This window comes from Nostoc sp. CHAB 5836, from assembly GCF_020829445.1.
Classification (GTDB): domain Bacteria; phylum Cyanobacteriota; class Cyanobacteriia; order Cyanobacteriales; family Nostocaceae; genus Nostoc.
On record NZ_JAIVFV010000013.1, the window covers coordinates 13615 to 32640 of the forward strand.

General features: G+C 42.6%; 19 protein-coding genes and 1 tRNA gene. 9 read left to right on the forward strand and 11 right to left on the reverse strand.

The annotated features are described in order from the left end of the window. Window positions 1-161 precede the first annotated feature (161 nt). A complete protein-coding gene (locus tag LC605_RS04485; RefSeq protein WP_229546372.1) occupies window positions 162-1106 on the forward strand; it encodes an ADP-ribosylglycohydrolase family protein in 945 nt (314 codons plus the stop codon). Window positions 1107-1224: 118 nt separating this feature from the next. Then, a complete protein-coding gene (locus LC605_RS04490; RefSeq protein ID WP_229546373.1) occupies window positions 1225-3960 on the forward strand; it encodes an HD family phosphohydrolase in 2736 nt (911 codons plus the stop codon). Between the two features lie 297 nt (window positions 3961-4257). Here LC605_RS04490 and LC605_RS04495 read toward each other — a convergent pair whose 3' ends face one another. Continuing rightward, on the reverse strand, window positions 4258-4752 hold the full coding sequence (locus LC605_RS04495; protein WP_229546374.1) for a hypothetical protein: 495 nt from the start codon (window positions 4750-4752) through the stop codon (window positions 4258-4260). Between the two features lie 419 nt (window positions 4753-5171). Here LC605_RS04495 and LC605_RS04500 point away from each other — a divergent pair, with 419 nt between their 5' ends. After that, window positions 5172-5345, forward strand: coding sequence for a hypothetical protein (locus LC605_RS04500; RefSeq protein ID WP_229546375.1), 174 nt, complete (start codon window positions 5172-5174; stop codon window positions 5343-5345). Between the two features lie 369 nt (window positions 5346-5714). Here the strand turns inward: LC605_RS04500 and LC605_RS04505 are convergent, their stop codons facing one another. From LC605_RS04505 to LC605_RS04520, 4 genes are all read right to left on the reverse strand, one after another. After that, window positions 5715-5990: a hypothetical protein gene (locus LC605_RS04505; RefSeq protein ID WP_229546376.1), complete on the reverse strand. Its 276-nt coding sequence runs from the start codon at window positions 5988-5990 to the stop codon at window positions 5715-5717. 764 nt (window positions 5991-6754) lie between these two features. Then, window positions 6755-6961 carry a hypothetical protein gene (locus tag LC605_RS04510; protein WP_229546377.1) on the reverse strand — a complete coding sequence of 69 codons (207 nt, stop codon included), beginning with the start codon at window positions 6959-6961 and terminating at the stop codon, window positions 6755-6757. A 163-nt stretch (window positions 6962-7124) separates the two neighbouring features. Beyond that, window positions 7125-7568, reverse strand: coding sequence for a DUF2442 domain-containing protein (locus tag LC605_RS04515; protein WP_229546378.1), 444 nt, complete (start codon window positions 7566-7568; stop codon window positions 7125-7127). Then, entirely contained in the window at window positions 7561-7806 is a 246-nt protein-coding gene (locus LC605_RS04520; RefSeq protein ID WP_229546379.1) for a DUF4160 domain-containing protein, read from the reverse strand. Before LC605_RS04520 ends, LC605_RS04515 begins: the two co-directional genes overlap by 8 nt. A gap of 465 nt (window positions 7807-8271) precedes the next feature. On the opposite strand from LC605_RS04520, the gene LC605_RS04525 reads away from it, so the two are divergent. The 5 genes from LC605_RS04525 to LC605_RS04545 all read left to right on the forward strand — a co-directional run bounded on the left by LC605_RS04525 (window position 8272) and on the right by LC605_RS04545 (window position 11674). Beyond that, window positions 8272-8877, forward strand: a complete 606-nt coding sequence (locus tag LC605_RS04525; RefSeq protein WP_229546380.1) for a GerMN domain-containing protein — start codon at window positions 8272-8274, stop codon at window positions 8875-8877. 171 nt (window positions 8878-9048) lie between these two features. Further along, window positions 9049-9120: transfer RNA gene (locus LC605_RS04530), tRNA-Gly, on the forward strand. A gap of 78 nt (window positions 9121-9198) precedes the next feature. Beyond that, window positions 9199-9765, forward strand: coding sequence for an HD domain-containing protein (locus LC605_RS04535; protein ID WP_229546381.1), 567 nt, complete (start codon window positions 9199-9201; stop codon window positions 9763-9765). Window positions 9766-10163: 398 nt separating this feature from the next. After that, window positions 10164-10691, forward strand: a complete 528-nt coding sequence (locus tag LC605_RS04540; protein WP_229546382.1) for a hypothetical protein — start codon at window positions 10164-10166, stop codon at window positions 10689-10691. A gap of 146 nt (window positions 10692-10837) precedes the next feature. Further along, on the forward strand, window positions 10838-11674 hold the full coding sequence (locus LC605_RS04545) for a protein-glutamate O-methyltransferase CheR (RefSeq protein WP_229546383.1): 837 nt from the start codon (window positions 10838-10840) through the stop codon (window positions 11672-11674). Between the two features lie 481 nt (window positions 11675-12155). On the opposite strand, the gene LC605_RS04550 is transcribed toward LC605_RS04545, so the two are convergent. From LC605_RS04550 to trxA, 6 genes are all read right to left on the reverse strand, one after another. Further along, window positions 12156-13751 carry an NAD(P)/FAD-dependent oxidoreductase gene (locus LC605_RS04550; protein WP_229546384.1) on the reverse strand — a complete coding sequence of 532 codons (1596 nt, stop codon included), beginning with the start codon at window positions 13749-13751 and terminating at the stop codon, window positions 12156-12158. 270 nt (window positions 13752-14021) lie between these two features. Continuing rightward, window positions 14022-14900: a tRNA pseudouridine(55) synthase TruB gene (truB, locus tag LC605_RS04555; RefSeq protein WP_229546422.1), complete on the reverse strand. Its 879-nt coding sequence runs from the start codon at window positions 14898-14900 to the stop codon at window positions 14022-14024. 113 nt (window positions 14901-15013) lie between these two features. Beyond that, window positions 15014-15790 carry a class I SAM-dependent methyltransferase gene (locus LC605_RS04560; RefSeq protein WP_229546385.1) on the reverse strand — a complete coding sequence of 259 codons (777 nt, stop codon included), beginning with the start codon at window positions 15788-15790 and terminating at the stop codon, window positions 15014-15016. Between the two features lie 201 nt (window positions 15791-15991). Continuing rightward, window positions 15992-16657 carry a nitroreductase family protein gene (locus tag LC605_RS04565; protein WP_229546386.1) on the reverse strand — a complete coding sequence of 222 codons (666 nt, stop codon included), beginning with the start codon at window positions 16655-16657 and terminating at the stop codon, window positions 15992-15994. Window positions 16658-16870: 213 nt separating this feature from the next. Continuing rightward, window positions 16871-17983 (reverse strand): alkene reductase, encoded by a 1113-nt coding sequence (locus LC605_RS04570; protein ID WP_229546387.1) that lies wholly within the window; start codon window positions 17981-17983, stop codon window positions 16871-16873. A 213-nt stretch (window positions 17984-18196) separates the two neighbouring features. Then, the gene (trxA, locus tag LC605_RS04575) at window positions 18197-18520 is read right to left on the reverse strand and encodes a thioredoxin (protein WP_012412473.1); all 324 of its coding nucleotides are present in this window, start codon (window positions 18518-18520) and stop codon (window positions 18197-18199) included. A gap of 80 nt (window positions 18521-18600) precedes the next feature. On the opposite strand from trxA, the gene LC605_RS04580 reads away from it, so the two are divergent. Next, complete coding sequence (locus tag LC605_RS04580) at window positions 18601-18951, forward strand: helix-turn-helix transcriptional regulator (RefSeq protein WP_229546388.1); 351 nt, start codon at window positions 18601-18603, stop codon at window positions 18949-18951. Window positions 18952-19026 lie beyond the last annotated feature (75 nt).

The following is a 19026-nucleotide window of genomic DNA, read 5'->3' on the forward strand; positions in this document are numbered from 1 at the left end:
CCTTGGCGTCCTTCTCGCAAGGGGAGACGCACTCGCGTTTGCGGTTCGTAAAAAAAATTAGGTATTCTTCTGGCGGGAAGGGAGTAGGAATTAGCAATCTTTCCTTAACTCCTAACTCCTAACTCCTAACTCCTAACTCCTAACTCCTAACTACATAATTTATGCGTTACTCTCCTATAAGTCGCTTTAAAGGTACTTTACTCGGAGCATTCCTGGGGGAAAGTTTAGTATTTGGTGGTGAAATACAGTTTCAAGGTTGCCTAGATTTAGGCAGAATGGCAATTCTGGGTATCCAAAGTTTGATTGCGTTGGGTAAATTAAATTTAGATGATTGGATAGAGCGTGAGCAACAAGAATCTCCTCATTTAGCAGCAACTGATGACATCTCAACAAAAATAATTATTGCCACCCTACCAGTAGCACTTTTTTTTCACGAAAATCCAATTAAGCTCCGACAAAACTTGCTGCGTGTGCTAAAAATCTGGGAAGATGACCCAGTAGTAAGGGATGGAACCCTAGCAGTAGGATATGCGATATCTCTTGCCCTAACTGAAAAACTTCACCCTTTGACCGTGATCCCGCAAACAATTTCTTTTCTCGGAGAAACACCTACATCAATACCAAAAAAATTATTAAGAGTCCAGAATTTATTAGAGCAGGGAGATGGGTTATCAACGGCAGAAGCTGAATTTGCTAGGGAAGAAAAACTCAGTAACACTATTGCTATGGCATTTTACTGCTTTTTGAGTACCTTGGAAGACTTTCGCCTTGCAGTTTTGCGGGCTACTCACAATAGCAATTTTCAAATGCAAGATGTTACGCCCATAAGCTCACAGGCTACAGGTGCAATTACTGGTGCTTTATCAGGAGCATATAACGGTACAGTTGGAATTCCTGTAAGTTGGCAAGTCTTGCTCTTGCAGAGGAATTCGCCAGCATGGGGACTAACTAGTTTTTCCCAAATGTTAAAATTGACCGATGCATTTGTGGCAGTGTGGTCAGGAGTGTATGATCTGGACTTAAATGCAAGGGAGTTCACACAGGAGGGATGTGAAGAGGCTCCGCTTTCAGTTTACGCCGCTCCTCGCGTTATTCGGTCGCGTTAACAATAATTCATAATTCGTAATTACGAATTGTTAATTAGCAGTTGCCGCAGAACAAATTTCCCTGATAATTGATTGTCTTTTTTTGAGCTATCAAAGTCGGCAATTGCAGGCAGAGATAATGAAAATCCAGCAATTATTGCAATTCTTGACCCAGCAATTGACTCAGTGGCAGCGACAGTGCAAAGAACTATGCCGTAAGGGAAAGTTAATGAGAAGTCCCAAAGGTAAAAGCCATAGAAGGGAACTTCTCAGGACTCTGGTCAAGAATGTAGTTCTGTTTTTATCAAAAATCAATGAGAAAAGCGTAGGCGTAGCCCGTGGTAGACATCGCCGAAAACAAGAAAGAGCGCTAAGGTCAAAGGCAAAATCGGTCAAAACTAAGAGTAGTATTTATACAGTCGGTTTAAACTGGGCACATGAACAGCGTTCCTTGGCAATCTTGGCGATCGCTCTAGTTTCCCTCACAGGCATTATTGGACATAAATTATACAACCAAACTCAAATCCAAGTCGGACATCCCGCACCCCAGACAATTACAGCGCCTTACACAGCTAGCATCGAAGATCAGAAAAAAACAAAAGCCGGGCGCCAAGCCGTCAGTAATAGCTCGTTACAAGTGTTGATGGTTGATGAGCAAATGAACGAAAAAATCAACCAGAATTTGCAACAACTTCTGGATGATGGCAATGAAATTCGCGCCGTTGCTGGATCTTTTCCTTTTTTTGATCCTGTCGTTTTGTCCATCTCTACCCAGCGTTACCTCCGCTCTTGTGCTGAGGAGGAATGGGAAGCACTGCTATTAAATGTACAAAATAGTCAAAGTCAGCAGAAGAAAGGAACAGGACGAACTGCGGCTTCATACCGTTCATCATCTATAGCTGTACCCAATCAGGAACGTCAGCCACCCACGACACCCAAATCTGATTCCCAGAATCCACAAAAGACAGAGCCAGTTAATTTTTCTGAAAACGTTGACTTTACTCAAGCAGAAGCAGAACTAGAATCTTACCGTCTCACAAGTTTTGAGAAAAACTTGTCCTCACTAATTGCCCAAATTTCTGAAGTACGCCAAAGATACACCCAAGCTACTACCAAACTTTTACAGTTGGAAACTGTTAGTCCAGAAGGAATATACGAGAAATCCGTGTTTTTGGATTTGTCAGATGTGGAGTGGGAAACAACACAAATCGGAATCAATCAGAGTGTAGAGCGGATTCTCACCCAAGGCATCCCACAAGGACTGCCAAAAAATATTTTACAAGATGCAGTCAGCTTACAATTGCAGACCTTTGTACCAAAATCCGCCGAAACTTTGGCAAAGAACCTGTTGTTGGCTGTACTTAAGCCGAATCTGCAAAAAGATGAAGAACAAACCAGAGAAAATGCTCAAAAGGCTGCTGCTGGCGTTCCAGCCGTGATGGTGAAGGTAGGATATGGTGAGGTGATTGTCAAAAGAGGAGAGCAGATTACTGCGTGGAACTTTGAGGTGCTGGAGCATTATCACCTGATTCGCCGGGAGGTAAAATGGCAGGGGTTGGTGAAGTTAGCAGGTATTATTGCGATCGCCATTGGCATTTTTGTCTGGGTAGAATGCCATATCAATTACGAATTGCGACAACGCGATCGCCTATTGGTGTTACTGCTGACTCTGAGTGTGCCAGGAGTGATGGCGATGGGATTGCCTTATACTAGCTGGAGTGCCCTTGGTTTATTGTTGGGAAGCTTTTATGGCCCGACTTTGGCGTTGACAGTTGTCGGACTGCTGTCGCCGATATTAGGCATTACCTTGGATATGAGCAAGGCTGCACTTTTAGCTGGTGTCGGGGGAGGAATATTAGGTAGTTACATTGCACAACGATTGCGATCGCGTGAGGAATTGGCATTATTGGGTGTGGCGATCGCCTTAACTCAGGGCGGCATTTATCTGGTTGTTAAAATCTTAATTGGTCAAGCATTTGGTTCAACTTGGTATGTTGTCCTCCGAGAAGCCGGATTGTTTGCTTTATCCGGTTTAGGCTGGAGTGTTGTCGCTTTAGGATTGAGTCCTTATCTCGAAAAAGTTTTTGATTTAGTTACACCAATCCGTTTAGCAGAGTTGGCGAACCCTAACCGCCCTTTATTAAAACGACTTGCTACTGAAACTCCGGGAACTTTTCAGCATACATTGCTTGTGGCTACCCTTGCCGAAGCTGCTGCCAAAGAACTAAAATGCAACGTTGAACTAGTCAGGGCTGGGACATTATATCACGATATTGGCAAAATGCACGACCCCCTTGGCTTTATTGAAAATCAAATGGGGGGGCCGAATAAACATGATACAGAGATTAAAGACCCTTGGAAGAGTGCAGAGATCATCAAAAAGCACGTAACTGAAGGGTTGGTGATGGCGCGTAAACACCTTTTACCGACAGCAATTCAAGCTTTTATTCCAGAGCATCAGGGAACAATGTTAATTGCCTATTTCCATCATCAAGCCCAGCAAATGGCTCAGTCAGATCCAAGTTTAACAGTAGACGATGCAGATTTTCGCTATGATGGGCCAATTCCCCAATCACGGGAAACAGGAATTGTCATGTTAGCAGATTCTTGCGAAGCAGCGCTGCGATCGCTGGAAGCATCGGCTAAACCTGTGGGAGAGAAGCGATCGCTCAAAGATGTCTCCACTGAACAAGCTTTAACAATGTTAAATAATATTCTGCGTGCCAAGTGGCAAGACAATCAACTTGTAGATTCAGGACTAACACGAGAAGAAATGTCACAAATTGCTCAAATATTTGTGGATGTTTGGCAACAATTTCATCACAAACGCATTGCCTATCCTAAGTTAAAGGCTAGTAGTCCTGCGCAAAGTTGATAATACGATTAAAATAATTCGTAATACCTCGACTCCCTTCGACTGCGCTCAGGGCGAGTCGCTCGGCACAAGTTCGTAATTCGTAATTAAGTTTTGTGACTCTTATTTAGACCCCGACCCAAAACGTTCTGCCTGTATTGCTGGGGACTTAAACCCCTAAAGTTCGTTAACTTAAGCCTTGGCGAAGGTCATTCGCGGCTATACAGGCTTTCGTCCGCGCAGGCGGACGAAAGTCAAATCAAGGTTTTGAAACCCACAAAGGTGGGTTTCGTTTGTGTAGACGCGGTTTCTAACCGCCTAGAGACGGGGTTTGATCAATTCACCGCGAAATGTATTAGTGAACGCTGGTGCGGGGTCAGAAGCCTGGGGATTGCCATTAAGGGGAAAGAATCGCCCTTCCAGAGTGCCCTGAATCATGTTTTTACCCGTCACGGTTGCTTTGTAATCAATTCGCCCAATCTGTTTATTCTGACCGTTGAGAGGCAGGGTAAAATCGATCGTTCTGGCAGTAATCTGGTTGCCGACGCATTTCCAGGTTCCTAGTTGACTGGTAAAGGGTGCAAAGTTCGTGCTACCACCCTCATTAGAACTGGTCACAGCCAGGGTATCCTCTTCGTCGAAGCTGATTACCCCCCGTGCAACAAAACCCGAAGTTGACTCAAGGGTAATAATGTAAGCACCAGGTTCGGGCAAACACTTGTTTTCTGAAGCAGTGGCTGCTCCTGAATTGAGAATTGCTGGCATCAGGAGGGAAGCAAATACAGCAGTAGAGAAGATTTTACGAATTTTCATGGTAGAACTAAACTAAAAAATTTAGGTAACTCTACTTAATATACAGATAGTAAGAAACATTATTAATAAATTTTAGTTAACTCCAGAGAAAAAAGCTTTAGGACTTACGCAAGTGTCACAAAAAATAAAAGCTTTTAGTTTGTAGTAACGGCTTTAGCGCTGATGAAAGAGGACTAAAGTCCTCTCTTCTCTTCTTAGGCTGCACTTCGACTACGCTCAGTGACCACGCCAACGAGACGCACTCGCGTTCACCACAAACTCCAAATAATATGCCAGTTGCGTAAGTCCTAAGCTTTATCTCAATTGCGATGACTGCGGGGGGTGTAGCGATCGCAATTGCAAAGCTTGGCTATTATCGTTGTCAAGCTTTCTGAAGTTGGCGATCGCTCAAAGATGTCTCCACTGAACAAGCTTTAACAATGTTAAATAATATTCTGCGTGCCAAGTGGCAAGACAATCAACTCGTAGATTCAGGATTAACACGAGAAGAAATGTCACAAATTGCTCAAATATTTGTGGATGTTTGGCAGCAATTTCATCACAAACGCATTGCCTATCCTAAGTTAAAGGCTAGTAGTCCTGCGCAAAATTGATCATACGATTAACAAAGTTTAGGGGTTTAATTCCTAGCCTTTGAAAGGCAGAACGTTTTGGGTCGGGGTCTAAATAAGAGTCACAAAACAAAATTTACTGTCTTCGTAGCGGTAGCGAGTCCGCGAGCGTCATTACGAATTACGAATTACGAATTACGAATTATTTTAAGGGGGAGTAAGAGAATGTTTTAAAAGTCCCAGAAGGTATAATTTTGCTGTTCTGAATTGGGTGAACTTAGACGATCAATCAAGGTTTTAGCCATGTACTGAGATACTTTGCTCTGCTAACTACCAGAGCAAAAGACCTTTTTAAAACATCCTCTAAGGGAGATCTCAAAATTACTAGGACTTACGCATCATACATATGTACTATACGAAGCTTGGGCTTTTGAGCCATATTGAACACTGAGGACAGTCAATATTGCCACCATCCTGACTAGAACTGGTCACAGCCAGGGTACCGTCCTTCTCGAAGCTGAGTACCCCCCGTCCAGCAAAACCCGAAGCTGACTCAAGGCTAATAATGTAAGTAGCAGATTCGCGCAAACACTTGTTTTCTGAAGCAGTGGCTGCCCCTGAATTGAGAATTGCTGGCATCAGGAGGGAAGCAAATACAGCAGTAGAGAAGATTTTACGAATTGTCATGGTAGAACTACACTAAAAAATTTAGGTAACTCTACTTAATATACAGATAGTAAGAAACATTATTAGTAAATTTTAGTTAACTCTGGAGAAAAAAGCTTTATCTCAATTGCGATGACTGCGGGGGGCGTAGCGATCGCAACTGCAAAGCTTGAGTATTATCATTGTCAAGCTTTCTGAAATTGGCGATCGCTCAAAGATGTCTCCACTGAACAAGCTTTAACAATGTTAAATAATATCCACTGGCTAAACTTGATGCTTTGACTGAATAGAAATAGGACTTACGCAATAACTCTCTGAAACTCTTATTCCTTTGTGTCTTTCTCTAACAAGACGCTGCGCGAATGCGCACTTTGCGGTTCGTTTTTTCATTATTTTGCGTAATACCAATTTAATCTGAAACTGCATAATAAAGAACCCCACCCTAACCCTCCCCGAAATCGGGGAGGGAACTAGATTTTCCCCTCTCCGCTCTTCGTTCGGGGACTAAGGGGAGCCAGTGCGGTCTTCTCCCAAGGGGAGACGCCAAAGGCGATGGGGTCTCCCCTTCGTTGTGCATCTGGCGTGTGGGGTTAAATTCTATGCGACTTCACAAAGAATTGGTATAAGTCCTAAGAAATAAGAAACTGGGATAAGCACTGTGCATCTCTCTCAAATTCTTACTGCTACGTCACTTGCTCGCTTGAATTTTGAACCGTGATCATAGCAAAAACAAAACCGCCCAGAGACTGAGGGCGGTTTTACTTTTAACTACTGTTGAATACTTACTAACCGAAGATTTTTTTCAACCCATAAGCTGCTAGTCCTACAACTGCACCTGCGGCTATAACAGGAGCAGCACCAATAGCTACGGCTGTACCACCTACGGCTAAACCCATGCCCCCTACTGTCGCTGCAACACCCGCGCCTGCTGCTGCGCCTGCTGCTGCATAACCTGCTGCTTCTGCTGGATTATTGTCATTATTGTTACTCATTAGTAATACCATTAAGTTAACGTATTAATCTTATCTAGTACTAGGTTCAATATTCAACAGTATTCTTCCTGTACTTTTCGTGAATTCTATGTGAACTACAAGAAGACGTACCGAATATCTGGTCAGTGAGCAACTTAGTTCAACTCAATACCCTTTTAGTAAGTTAAGCTTCATCAATAGGCAGTACATTTCGAGGGCGATCGCCTTTTGTACCGTTCAGTCGAGATGCCTTAGATTTTGCAGCAGAAGTGGAACTTCCACCCTTTCTAGCAAGTTCAGCCATCCATTTTTTAGTTCCAAATATTCCATTCATCAAAGCAGGAATACTCAAATCTACATCTAGGGTTTTCCAGTGTAATCCTTCACCAGAAGGTGTTACCTCTACTTCTGCTAAGTCCTTGATCGAAGCATCCGCTAGCCCTTGTCCTACCTCTGAAGGGAACCCAAACATACATTTGTTGGACAAGATAACTATAATCATTCCTAAATAAGCGTCATAAAAAGCACGAGTAGCCCGTGGTTCAGATATTGCGATCGCATCTGATTTTGCTCTGGCATTGGCTAGTTTTTCTTTTAATTCTTCTGTAGCCGCAATCTTCTTAACCATGATATTCTCGCCACTTTTTTAGTAGTTCCAATTGGTGATCCGCGACTAACTGTAAGGCTTTCACCGCATCTTTATCACTCATTCCTGGGGATACCGAAACCCACTCTGGAGCTAGGTTTTCATCTCCTATATTGATTTTTGCCTCTCCGCCCCCCTTAAAAACATGGACATGAGCAGGAATATGATCGTTAAGGTAGATACGAACCTCAAAACCGCCTTTTCTTAAAATTGCTGGCATTTGATATCTTATTTTATCAGATATAACCTAAGCCCTTGGGTTTATCAACAGAGCGAGTAATTGCTATTCTTTTATCACCTCTGTAGTGCTTTATGGGGAAAGAGTTTTCCCAATATTCAAAAGCTTAAGTATTATCGTTGTCAAGCTTTCTGAAATTGGCGATCGCTCCTTCAACAATAGATGTTGTAATTTACGTGTATATACGGTTCTTAATTGCATTGAATACAGGCCTAACCCCCAGCCCGGAGAGTAAGCCTCAAAACCTATCTCTTTTTAGGAGATAGGTTTTGGGAGAGGTCAGAGTGTATTCCATAGGAGCCAGAAGGACTATAGTATAATTATTGACCTTAACGGATTTCGGGTTGACACTTTATAGACTGGCTGAAAATTCCTAATTTTATGCGGAATTGATACCATCGCCACTGAAGTTGATAGCAGCAACATCATTTGATATAAGCAAAATTTATGAACACAACCAAGAAACATTTTTTACCCCTTATTTTTCTGACAATGATTGTCAGCGTCAGCAGTTGTAGTTTTAACCCCAGCGCTGGTAATATTGACAGCGCGAGGCTATCCCCTACCACAACAGGGACGAATAGCCCATCATCTCAGGCTCCCAGACAAATTCCTAGCGTAGCTCAGTTGAGAGAAAAATCTCCTAATCAAGAATTTCTTAAGGAAAATAGGCCTTCCTCATCAACTTCTAAAGCTGCCACTAGCACAGCTACCAACGTGACACTATACACAAGTGATACTCAATGCCAAGAACTAATTCCAGAAAAGGTTTCAGTAGCAGCCAAGGAACCAGTGACAAATGTAGTGAGTAAAATCTTAGAAAAACGAGATACAAGCGACTTTAGCTTATCTGGGTATCGTGTCAACATCAAAAATGGCATTGCTACAGTCGATTTGCGAATATCTCCTGAGTCAAAGCGGCAAATAGCTTCTCTTTCTAGTTGTGAACAGTTTGCTCTGTTTGGCAGCCTCCGCAAAACCCTAACAAGTAATGCTCAATGGAATATTAAAGAGGTTCGCTTCACCGAGCGAGGAGAAGACATTGTTCTTTAGTTAAATATGGTACTAAATGCTGTGATCTGTGAGCTAAAAAAACGTCCCAATCTGAACAGCGACAGGACTCATGCATCAGCAGTTGCCAAAACAGTCTATGTTCAAGTCGATTGAAAATAGCTGTAAATAGTGGTATGCTCAATTTGGTCTCTAAATTTATGGCAGCAGTTCGCGGGTGTAATTCAGTGGTAGAATTTCACTTTCCCAAGGTGAATGTCGTGGGTTCGAGTCCCATCGCCCGCTTTGGATAATTGTAGATTGCCAAATTAGATCTTTGCGTTGACAAATTAAGTTCAGTTTTTTTGGCGGGAATGGTAAGCAATGCTTTCAGAACGTTTTACCGCAGCCCTCACCTACGCCACACAACTGCACGCCAACCAAGTTCGTAAAGGTTCAGGTGTTCCCTACATTGCCCATTTATTAGGTGTGGCCAGTATTGCTTTAGAATACGGGGCAAATGAAGATGAAGCGATCGCAGCTCTGTTACACGATGCGATCGAAGACCAAGGTGGCGCCGCAACACGGGAAGAAATTTGCCGCCGCTTTGGTGATCATGTAACGGCAATTGTACATGGTTGTACTGATGCTGATACAACTCCAAAACCCCCTTGGCGACAGCGTAAGGAGGCATACATTGCTCATATTCCTACCGCTTCTCCATCAGTTCTCCTCGTGTCGTTAGCCGATAAACTTTACAATGCTCAGTCTATTCTCAAAGATTATCGCGTTTTGGGCGAATCACTTTGGGAACGTTTTCAGGGTCGTAAAGAAGGTACTCTTTGGTATTATCGGGCGCTTGTGGATGCCTTTAGGAAGACTGGAACCACCGTGATCATTGAAGAATTAGAACGGGTTGTTGCACAGATTGAGGTATTAGCATCTCGATGACACCAATTCGCAATTCGCAAATCTTTTCCCTCATCGCCAGCCCCTCTCCCATGTTTGGGAGAGGGGAGACATAATTCTAGTTCCCCGAATCCCATGTTTGGGATTCGGGGTTAGGGGATGAGGGCTATCAATAGTCATAGTCATGTGCCAATACAGTTCAGTTAAGGCTAAAACTCTTTGCCAAAGTCAATTTTTTTAACGAACCGCATTCGCGCAGCGTCTCGTCAGAGAAGGACGCAAAGAAAGAGAAGAAAGAGGACAAAGAAATGCTTAACCCAACTGTATTGAGTCATATGCCTCACAAACAAGTTTTAGCTTTTAAATTCTCTCTCTAGATAAAAAATCTTTCTCTCGGGAGATAGGTGTACTTACATTATTATGGCTGCTATGTTACTAATATGACAATCGTAAAACAAAACACCCTAAATACAACTCTAAGTCCTTCAATAAGTTCTCCAGAAAACTTGGCAGAAAAGTATATGGAAGCAGAGCGTATGCATGATGTTCTGCTTTTACTGCAAAACTTGGTTAACAGTGAAGAAGCCACTGTGAAACTAATTCTGGATTGTCTTTATGATGTTGGTTCAGTCAATCTTATCAACCAAAAGCTTCCCTTGAAGCCTCTAAACAGGGTGATGAAATTAATTGCTCGAATGTCTAAACCCGTTTTTAGAACCTTAGCCTTAAATTGGTTTAAAAAAAACTGTCCGCAACTAATTACTAATTGGCTATATACGCAGGTTTCTTTTGTAAATCTCCTTAATAAACCTGAACAAGTGGCTATTGAAGTTACAAAACTACAACCATATCCCATATCACAGACAGAAAATCTGAGTCAAGAAATTAAAAATCTGCGCTACCAGGTCAGATGGTTAGCTGGGATTTCAATAATTGCGATCGCTGTTTTAGGAATAACAGCCACTTAGTACAGCATTTCATAAATCCGTGACGAATTGAGAGGCAACTACAGTGATATATTTAAATTTCCCCAAGTCCAGCATTATTTTTTAAAAAAGCTCATTCATACCTGGGGTAATAATTACGAATTACGAATTACGAATTACGAATTATTATGCCTTTGCCCAAACCGATCTTGGAGGACATCGAAATACATCTACTTTTGGAAGGGGTGTATCAGTACTACGGTTATGACTTTCGTAATTATGCTATTTCCTCACTCAAGCGCCGGATTCAGAGCTTCATACACTTAGAGGGGTTAGCAAATGTTTCTGCATTGCAAGAGCGGTTACTTCACAACCGTGCCTATTTGGAACGATTTTTGCTTGCTCTGACGGTGAATGTAACATCAATGTTTCGTGATCCCAGCTTTTATAACACCTTTAGAAATCAAGTTATCCCCTTCTTGCAAACCTACCCGTTTATTCGCATCTGGCACGCTGGATGCTCGACTGGTGAGGAGGTTTACTCAATGGCGATTTTACTGCAAGAAGAAGGACTTTACCACCGTTGCCGCATATATGCCACTGATACTAACGAGAAGGTATTACAAAATGCAAAAAGTGGTATTTTCTCGCTGAAACTAATGCAGGAATATACTCACCTTTATCTGAAAGCAGGGGGAAAAAAGTCCTTCTCAGAGTATTATACAGCAGCTTATGATAACGCTATTTTTAGAACATCACTAAGAGAAAATATTGTTTTTGCCCAGCATAATTTAGCAACTGACAGTTCTTTTAATGAGTTTAATGTTATCCTTTGTCGTAACGTCCTCATATATTTCAATCAGGTACTTCAAAAGCAGGTACATGAACTATTTTATAATAGCCTTTGCACTTTTGGCATCTTGGGTTTAGGAAGGCAAGAATCTATGAGATTCACCCCCTATGAGCAGTACTATGAAGAGATAATGAAGGGTGAGAAAATATATAAGAAAATTGCAGGTACTTGAAGAAAACACTCTGAATGAGGAACTGAATTATCAATTATGAATTAATGCTCGTGAAATCACTATAGCGTTTCCTAATCACATGAGGTATATCGAAAGCTCCCTCTTTGCTTGCTCTTAGGGGGTTGGGGGTGGGGTTCTTGTACCTCACTGAATTGAGAACCGCTATAATGCCCAATGCTAGAGGAACCACTAGTGTCGCAATACTACACGCTTTGTGAATATTCGTAGGTTGGGTTGAGGCAATGCGTTACCCAACAAACCCATGAAAATGTTGGGTTTCGTTCCTCAACCCAACCTACAAATTTCTATTTTTTATGCAAAACCTACGCAGTATTGACTAGTGTCGGACTTTCTCATCCCCAAAGTTATGTTGAGATGGCACAGTTGTTCCTATACAAATTAGAGCATGGTGATGTTGACTTATTTAGCGTTGCCCCCTGAGAATTTTGCGATGGCGATGTAGTTGATAAGTAGTAATTGGCTATTGCTGTTGAGTAGGAAGATTTCGGAAACCTAAATCTTTGAGGATTGTTCGAGCTGCAACTTCACCTGTTCTACAACCCCCTTCCATATACCCTTGGTAAGACAAAGAGCAGTGTTCGCCAGCAAAAAATAGATTACCTACACGTTGTTGTTCAACTCCAGCTATGCTCGTCCACTGTCCAACTAAATAGCAAGTATAGGAGGCTCGTGTATATTGCTCTCCAGTCCAATAGGTGCGAATGGCTTCACCTTGGCGCAAGTTTTTAATTCCAGGGAAAATCTGATCTAATTGTGGTAACAGTATTTGGGCTTGAGACTCTGCTGAACCTTTACCCAAAGATAAACCATGTTCACCACCAGTAAAATTAATAATCACACCTTTGGAACCTTTTTGGTAGCGACTGGCTTCCCAGGTGTTTTGAAATCCTGTATCAGTAAATGTTGCTGCTGTCGAATTATACTGAGTGCGCCACAATTTTTGTCGATAGGCTGTAATTAATTTTGCATTTGTACCATATCCTAGTTCTGCGATCGCTTTCTGTTTAATTGCTGGTAAATTGACTTTTAACTTCACTAAACGCAAAGTGCTAAAAGGTAGTGTCAATAAAATTCTTTCATAAGTACGATCAAAAGTTTTATAACCAGACCGTAAACTAACTCGATAGCGACCATCAGGACGGATACTGATAGCTTCCAATTCTGTTTCCGTTTCTATAAAATAAGCTAAGGAATTGGCTAGTAGACGGGGTACTTGGTCGTTACCACCACGAATAGTATAACGTTCATCGCTTTCGCCGTAGACTGAGAATCTATCAGTGTTAGTACCAATCAAAAACACTAGATTCAAACAGGATTGTTCTGCTGCTTCTCGACCATATTCGGTAGTATAAGAAACATCCAGCATTTCTTGCAGAATCGGATTAATTTGTGCTTGCTTTAAATATTCTGTAATAGAGGTATTATCTAAAGCGAAAGTTGCCTGATTGTAAGAGCGATAAGTTACATCTCCATCGCCAATAGCAACTAAATCCTCCTCAATTTTCTGTGCTAAAGGAATGAAGTAATTAATAATTTCTAGTTCGGGAATTTTGCGTCCTTGAAAGTACCATGTTTCTGGCACTAATCCCTGATCATTAGCGAGTAAATCAACTATTGTTAAACCCAGTTCTTCAGCAAGCGATCGCAATTTCGTATGATCTGTATCAATAAATTCTCCACCTAGTTCCACAGTGACGCCAGTACCTGCTGTGTTGGCTAAACTCCGTATCCGACCACCAACACGGTTCCTCGCCTCAATGATATCTACAGTCACCCCAGCTTGCCGGAGGCGGTAGGCAGCAGTCAAGCCAGCAATTCCCGCACCTACCACCAGCACTTTGGGAATTGTCGCAAAAGCCGCAGAATCGCGTCCATTATGCCAGCTAGCTGTAGCTAATGCACTTGCTAATCCCAAACCTCCATACAGTAAGCGACGACGGGTAGTTTTTTGTTTTAAAATATCAACTATTTCATCCGTGGGAATGCCAGTTTTGATCGATGCCCTTGCAATTTTATAAGCGCGTTGCAAAGATACCATTAGTGTAGACCTAGCCATTGATACACCTCTAGTTTTACTAATTTCCAAATAATTAATATTAATAATTCCTCATTCGGCAGAACTTTCACGTAAGTAGAATAACTTACGCAAAAATAGGTAAAAGCCTTATTGTCACGTAGAAAAATTTGATGAATTGCCCTGAGGGCGCGTAGTTTTGCGTAAGTTATAAGTAGATCCGATCGCACCGGAGAATGTACACTAGTAAGCACGGAAATCCCTTACTACAAACATTTAATTATTCATGTTAACTCAGTTATAACAACAGTTTTAAGAAATTGGTTCAAAAACCATTTGAGGAATCAACAGTTGATCTTGTAATTGTCCAATACCCAAAAAGCGAGTCTCTTCTTCATAAACTCGCACTATCCCAGTAACATCAGAATTCAGAGAAACTCGCTGACCTTGACACCATTTTTGAGCAGATGTTGCTGGTAAAGTAACAGACAACAAATGTTGTAAGACTGTATCAGGGGGAAGAGGTTGAAATGTCCCGCCTTGCAGTTTAGTTTCTAAGTCGGTCAAAGTCAGACTATCTGTTAAGTCGAAACCACTGCTTTGGGTGCGGATCAAACCCGCGAGAGTGCCACCAGTTTCTAAGATTGCACCTAAGTCACGAGCGATCGCTCTAATATATGTACCAGAACCACAGGCGATCGCCACATCCAATTCGGGAAAATCCCCTTCTCTCCAATCCAAAATATCTATCTGAAAAATTTCCACTGTCCGCACTGGAACTTCCACTATTTCACCTTTACGTGCTAAGTCGTAGAGGCGTTTCCCATCCACTTGAATTGCACTGTAACTCGGTGGTATTTGCTCAATCTTGCCTTCAAATTGTGCCAGTGCAGTTTTCACCTCTGCCAAACTCAATCCAGGACAAGGTTGAGAATTAATGATTTCGCCTTCTAAATCATCGGTTGTAGTACGCACACCCAAGCGAATGGTAGCCTTGTAAGCTTTGTTTTCTGGCAGATATTGCAATAATCTTGTGGCTTTCCCAAGTGCGATCGGTAACACCCCTGTAGCTGCTGGATCTAAGGTTCCTGCGTGTCCCACACGTTTAAGGCGCAACAATTTTCGTACCCGCGCCACGCAGTCGTGGGAAGTCCAGTCAAATGGTTTGTTTAAGTTGAGAAAACCTTGCACAATAGAATAAGCTTCCATCCACGTTCTATTACTAATACCAATTTAATATGAAGGTGCATAAGTTCGCGTAGCGTTCCGCAGGAAAGGTATCGCCTGTTGTAAGTGCTGATTAATTACGAATTAGATTGCGGTGATTTGGCGATCGCTGCCCAAACTCTGTGGTGAACCTGAAGAATTGGTGTGGGATATTTTGCTTCGAGTAATATCGCCAATTCCTGGTCAAATACTTCTACCTTTTCTGGTGTCAAACTGGCTCCCACGCCAGCACTAGCACGAATTCGTCCCCGCCAATCTTCGTGTGTATAAGATACAAATACATCGTAAGAAAATGTGCGGATTTCTCGGAATCCAACTTCGCCAATATCCTGTAGCCACAGGGGATGCAAGCCATTACCGCCGGCCAGATTCCATTGGGGATTATGAGCCTGGATCAGTTGTTCTGTGGCTTCAACTACATTACCTTTTAAGGGTATCCAATCAAAATGTGCGATCGCGATCGAGCCATTTCTTCTCAATATCCGAGTAATTTCCTGGACAGCACGTGGACGGTCAAACCAATGCCAACACTGTCCTGCTGTCACCACATCCGCACTTGCGTCTGGTAACTCGGTATTTTCGGCAGTTGCAACTCGATAATCTACTTTGAGTTGGGCAGATTCGCTTAACAGTCTCGCTTGTTCTAAAAGTGACTCTGATGGGTCAATACCAATCACATAAGCACCTCTATCAGCAAAGCCCCGCGCTAGTGTTCCTGTTCCTGTGCCAAGATCAACAATATTCTGACCTGGTAAACCTATACCATATTCAGACAGTTTGTTAAATAATGAACTGGGAAAGCCAGCGCGGTGTTTTGCATAATCACTAGCAGTTGCACCAAAATCAATTTTCATACCTGCAAAAGTATTTTTGTAACAATTAGACATCTGGTAGAAATTAAATATGCGTTACCCAGAACCCTTGTTTTGACGTAGCACTGCTACGTCAAAACAATTCTTTTTCACTCCTATGTCTATTTCTTCTCTCTGTGTTCTCTGCGCCTCTGTGGTTTGTAAAAAAAAGAGTTTCAGCCCTTTTGTGAACCGTATTGAGAACTACCCTGCATAAGAATTACCAATTCTGTCTACAGAGACGTTGGAAGAGAATGGCAAACGGCCAGGATTTAAGCGTGGTTCTGCTGCATAACCGACAGGAACTAAAACAGCGATCGCTAAATCTGGATTATCCCCTGCACCAATCACTTGTTTTACCTGATCCTCAATCCAACCGTTCATAAAACAAGTGGATAATCCCAAACTTTCTGCTGCTAGCACCAAATGAGTAGCGGCAATGATGGCATCTTTGATCGCATATTCGCGTCGCTTGTCGCCTAGCCCAGCTTGAAATTGCGGGATGGCGCTTTTAAAATAGTTTACCGTACCTTCATTCCATGCCCCAGTTTCCAGTCCCCGCTCTAGAATTGGGGTCAAGTTTTGTTCGCCGGCGTTAGCATCAGCAGCAAACACAAAGGTAACAGGTGCTTGGACAATTTGCTGTTGATTCCACGATGCTGCTGATAGCGCTGCCTTTTGCGCCTCATCTTGCACAAGAATAATTTGCCAACTCTGGATATTATAGCTGCTGGGCGCAGCCACAGTTAACTCTACCAGTTGCTTGAGCAGTTCTGGGGTGATGGGGTCTGTTTTAAAAGTTTTGATGGAACGACGTTTCGCGATCGCACTAGGTACATCTAAAGGTTGGGTTTGAGTGATGGAAGTCATGAGATTCTCCTGATCAGTACGTTGGTGCAAAAAAACCCAAGTATGTTACGAAACGTAAATAAGCTTAAAGCCCTAATTACGAATTAAGTAAGTTGGCGCGAAAAAATCAAAGTATGTTACGAAACGTAAATAGGCTTAAAATCTTTACTAGTGACCAATTGACTTAGGACAAATGACAGCCTTAGCCAGTTAGCTTTAATTGCGCCGATCTATTTACAAGTTAGCTACTGGCTCATTAGCAGCCGACCAAAATGGATAATCTGTATATCCCTTTTCATCGCCACCATAAAAGGTTGCTTGAATTGGTTGGTTTAGTGGTGCATTTAAAGCCAAGCGTCGAGGTAAATCGGGATTTGCGATAAATAATGTGCCAAAGGCAACTAAATCTGCTGCTTTGTTTGCCAGTACGACATCGCCTTTTTCACGAGTATAACCACCATTGACGATGAGTGTACCTGTAAAGCGATCGCGTATATGACTAGTCGGTACAATTATCCCGCCATGTCTAATGTCTGCCTCTGTTGCCTCATAAATATGCAGATATGCCAAATTAAACTGGTTCAACGCTTGAGCCGTATAACCGAATGTCTCTAGGGGATTGGAGTCACCGATATCGTTAAAAGTCCCACTGGGAGATAAACGTACCCCGACTCGGTTAGAATCCCACACACTAGTTACCGCATCTGTCACCTCCAACAGAAATCGGGCGCGATTCTCAATGGAACCCCCATATTTATCTGTACGTTGATTGGTGCGATCGCGGAGAAACTGATCTATTAAATAACCATTGGCTGAGTGAATTTCTACCCCATCAAACCCAGCCGCTAGGGCATTTGCTGCTCCTTGACGGTACTGTTCGACTATCTGCGATATTTCCGAAGTTTCTAAAGCACGGGGAGTTACAAAGGGTTTTGGCCCGTCATAAGTTGCAGCATCACCTTTAGCAGCAATGGCAGAAGGTGCCACAGGTAAAACTCCATTCGGTTGTAAGTCTGGGTGAGAAATTCTGCCTACGTGCCATAGTTGCAGAAAAATTCTCCCTCCCTGCTGATGCACGGCATCGGTTACTAACTTCCATCCCTCCACCTGTTCTGATGAATGAATTCCTGGTGTAGCAGGATAGCCCTGTCCTTCAGGAGTTACTTGTGATGCTTCAGAAATAATCAGTCCGGCGGAAGCACGTTGGGCGTAGTAGGTAGCATTCAGTTGGTGTGGTACATTTCCCTGACCTGCCCTGTTTCGAGTTAAGGGTGCCATTACTATCCGGTTAGGTAATTCGAGATTTCCTAATTGGTAAGGAGAAAATAAGTTGATATCAGTAGTCATTGGTTATATCTTCAAATTGGTCTGTAATTGGGCATGGGGCAATCCATTAGTCACATTTGTCTTAACATTTGTGGAAGCGATCGCAGGCATTCAACAAACCCTTATAGCTTTGAATCTTACTCCCCTTCCCTTGTAGGGAAGGGGCTGGGGGTTAGGTCTGTATTGGACTCAACCCAGAAGCGCTATAAATGCATCTCACCAATAGTATCTAGATTAAAGATGCTGTGCTAAGGTCTTATTCAAGGTAGTTTTTGGGACTGCCCCTACGACCGTATCGACCTGCCGACCTCCCTTAAAAACCATCAGCGTCGGAATGCTACGAATTCCATAGTGGCTGGCGACAGTCGGATTTTGGTCTGTGTTCAGCTTCACAAATTTTACCTGTCCTTCGTATTCAGCAGCAACTTCATCGACTACTGGGCCCACCATCCGGCAAGGGCCGCACCACGGTGCCCAAAAGTCAACTAAGACCGGAATTTCACTTTCCAAGACTTCTTGCTTGAATGTAGCTTCTGTGACGTTTGTAATGGATGACATAAATTGCCTTCCTAGTTAATTCTATTATTCGATAATATCGAATAATAAAAATATATGCCACCTGATGAGATAATGCAACTATGAGATTTCTTTATCATCCAGATCGAAAAAATATTTCTTTAGCAGGAGTGCTGTATGCATTGGGCGATCCGGTGCGGCTAGAGATTGTGCGACTGCTGGCTACAGAGGGGGAACAATGCTGTGCCAGATTTGATTTTGCGATCGCCAAGTCCACCATGTCCAATCACTTCAAGATTTTGCGGGAGTCGGGGATAGTCTTTACCCGGAAATCCGGGACACAGCACATTAACATACTGCGCCGTGAAGATTTAGAGGTGCTGTTTCCAGGGTTGCTGGATGTGGTATTGAAAGCCGCTCAACCATTGCCTGTTGGATTGGGTAGTAGTAAACAAATAGCTTCTAAAATTTAGGGGCATTAGGCATTGGGCATTGAGCGATCGCTACGTGTTTAAGAATAGACCTGTCGGGAAATAAGACAGAATTCA

What these genes read in the sequence shown, in the direction of transcription:
- LC605_RS04515 (WP_229546378.1), bottom strand. Translation starts at nt 7,568, where the DNA reads ATGGTTAAGAAGATTGCGGCTACAGAAGAATTAAAAGAAAAACTAGCC.
- LC605_RS04550 (WP_229546384.1), bottom strand. Translation starts at nt 13,751, where the DNA reads ATGGCTAGGTCTACACTAATGGTATCTTTGCAACGCGCTTATAAAATT.
- LC605_RS04485 (WP_229546372.1), top strand. Translation starts at nt 162, where the DNA reads ATGCGTTACTCTCCTATAAGTCGCTTTAAAGGTACTTTACTCGGAGCA.
- LC605_RS04510 (WP_229546377.1), bottom strand. Translation starts at nt 6,961, where the DNA reads ATGAGTAACAATAATGACAATAATCCAGCAGAAGCAGCAGGTTATGCA.
- LC605_RS04490 (WP_229546373.1), top strand. Translation starts at nt 1,225, where the DNA reads ATGAAAATCCAGCAATTATTGCAATTCTTGACCCAGCAATTGACTCAG.
- LC605_RS04545 (WP_229546383.1), top strand. Translation starts at nt 10,838, where the DNA reads ATGCCTTTGCCCAAACCGATCTTGGAGGACATCGAAATACATCTACTT.
- LC605_RS04560 (WP_229546385.1), bottom strand. Translation starts at nt 15,790, where the DNA reads ATGAAAATTGATTTTGGTGCAACTGCTAGTGATTATGCAAAACACCGC.
- LC605_RS04565 (WP_229546386.1), bottom strand. Translation starts at nt 16,657, where the DNA reads ATGACTTCCATCACTCAAACCCAACCTTTAGATGTACCTAGTGCGATC.
- LC605_RS04535 (WP_229546381.1), top strand. Translation starts at nt 9,199, where the DNA reads ATGCTTTCAGAACGTTTTACCGCAGCCCTCACCTACGCCACACAACTG.
- LC605_RS04570 (WP_229546387.1), bottom strand. Translation starts at nt 17,983, where the DNA reads ATGACTACTGATATCAACTTATTTTCTCCTTACCAATTAGGAAATCTC.
- LC605_RS04495 (WP_229546374.1), bottom strand. Translation starts at nt 4,752, where the DNA reads ATGAAAATTCGTAAAATCTTCTCTACTGCTGTATTTGCTTCCCTCCTG.
- trxA (WP_012412473.1), bottom strand. Translation starts at nt 18,520, where the DNA reads ATGTCATCCATTACAAACGTCACAGAAGCTACATTCAAGCAAGAAGTC.
- LC605_RS04525 (WP_229546380.1), top strand. Translation starts at nt 8,272, where the DNA reads ATGAACACAACCAAGAAACATTTTTTACCCCTTATTTTTCTGACAATG.
- LC605_RS04500 (WP_229546375.1), top strand. Translation starts at nt 5,172, where the DNA reads ATGTTAAATAATATTCTGCGTGCCAAGTGGCAAGACAATCAACTCGTA.
- LC605_RS04580 (WP_229546388.1), top strand. Translation starts at nt 18,601, where the DNA reads ATGAGATTTCTTTATCATCCAGATCGAAAAAATATTTCTTTAGCAGGA.
- LC605_RS04540 (WP_229546382.1), top strand. Translation starts at nt 10,164, where the DNA reads ATGACAATCGTAAAACAAAACACCCTAAATACAACTCTAAGTCCTTCA.
- LC605_RS04520 (WP_229546379.1), bottom strand. Translation starts at nt 7,806, where the DNA reads ATGCCAGCAATTTTAAGAAAAGGCGGTTTTGAGGTTCGTATCTACCTT.
- LC605_RS04505 (WP_229546376.1), bottom strand. Translation starts at nt 5,990, where the DNA reads ATGACAATTCGTAAAATCTTCTCTACTGCTGTATTTGCTTCCCTCCTG.